A 1,748-nucleotide genomic window follows, 5' to 3' on the forward strand; every position below is an offset into this window, starting at 1 on the left:
CATCAACAAGCTTGTCAGCCCCGAGGATTAAGGCGACAAAGCCCGCCAGAAGGATCAGAAAGTTCAAAGTACGTGCTTAAAGGTTAATTTGCAGGTTTAAAGCTACCCTTTTCTTAGGTTAGGACCAAAAGTTACACAAGTGTCAGACCTTGCCATGTGGAGAAAGGTAGCAGGATTTCGTGCAAGGCCATCAGGCACAATGGAAAGCCCAGGTCCTTTTCTTAAGGAGAGACAGTTTTGTTAGTACCTTGGTTTGCTTTGATATACCAGCTCTATTCCAATTAAAGGGCCGGAATCCACTAGGACCTTATTCTCGGAAGGGTGTTCCTGTTAAAAAAAACTCTGCTTCCCAGCACTATGATCCGAGTGAGAATTAAGTTATAGCCAGGCTGCTTTCTAACAGGTCGTAGTTATAACTGCCTTTCCCGGCCCCAACTCCCCGGAAACTACAGTAGGTTGATACTGGCTGAGGCGTGTGCCCTTTGGTAAGTCAAAGGTCTTATTTCCCGAACTAGCACCGCTGTCGATAACCAGCTTATCAGCTGTAAAGTAACAAAGCGCAAGGGAAAGGTTTATGTCAACCAATCAGTGAAACCAACCCTTCCACTGCCGTCAGTCGTTACCGCGCCTTTCTGTATCGGCCTGTTGAGAAAAAACGCCGTAGCCCTGGCTAGAGGGAGAGAGGTAAAGGGGCTGTCATGTATAAGGAGGAATGTTAGTTCTGCTACTTACGCATGTTATTTTTTCTTCTGAACCAGCAGAAGATGCTGTCGTATACACTATTGCTTCTACTGGTTAATCCAGTACTGATTCCTATACCTTACTTTAAGTGAAAAAGGCGTCTCTACCAAGGCGCCTTTTTCATTTTTACTTGCTACGTAGCCTTTGTAGGCTCATGGTGGGTTCTAAGCTCTACTCGTATCAAGCGAACACAACGGCATTTGCGAACATGTAAGCAGAAGCATTACAACAAAAGATCTTTCATGTATCATAGATACTTTACCAGGTCACCTCAGCATAGGGCAGGAGTATGATTTCTAGAGTAGAACCAGCTTTGTTGGTTTGTTCTGTCTACTACTCCGTTTATGGCCTAGAATAGCTCGAATATTCTCACCGTCCAGGGGTTTATACTGATCTTCTCAAAGATTCTGAGTTGCTGCTCAGGGTTCATGCGTTATACAGAAATTAAGATTGGGGTGGTGGTAGCTCTGAAGGCGTGCCTGTTGGAGCTGTTTGTAAAATTGATCGCTACTGTCTAGCAAAATAGTAATTTGTTCTGAAAGCTAAAGATGGTTCAAGCTTACAGCAAATCGTGCTTTTAGTTTCTATTAAAGTAAGCCGAGCGTATAAAGGGAGTTCTTGAGACATAGTTCTTGTCTTTTATTACCCTGCCAGGTACGGATTAATGGAGGGGGTTACTTCCTTGGCCCCTAAATGAATGATAAGAAGCAGATAGTTAAACCGTAAAGAGGTTATGCTGCAGGTGATCACGCTAAAAGTTGCTAAAAGCAGCAATCTGCTTTAGTCCTCTTTTGTAGGCTTATCCAAGTTTAGTATAGGCAGTTGTATGTGAAACTTCACGGCCGCTATGCGGATAGCAATCACGGTTAGGGCAGCAGCCAGCTCGGTAAGAGGGGCCGGGAGGCTAAACTTGTAGCAGACAAAATAGACAAAGCCCCCTGCTATACAAGCCAGGGCGTAGATATCCTTACGGAAAAGCAAGGGCACTTCATTGATAAGAACATCGC

1 protein-coding gene is annotated in these 1,748 nt (G+C 44.5%); it reads right to left on the reverse strand.

The annotated features are described in order from the left end of the window. Window positions 1-1,521: 1,521 nt before the first annotated feature. The coding region (locus CHB92_RS25400) for a trimeric intracellular cation channel family protein (RefSeq protein WP_179223173.1) at window positions 1,522-1,748 on the reverse strand (227 nt) is incomplete at its 5' end.

The organism is Pontibacter ummariensis, assembly GCF_900188175.1.
In the GTDB taxonomy this organism is placed as follows: domain Bacteria; phylum Bacteroidota; class Bacteroidia; order Cytophagales; family Hymenobacteraceae; genus Pontibacter; species Pontibacter ummariensis.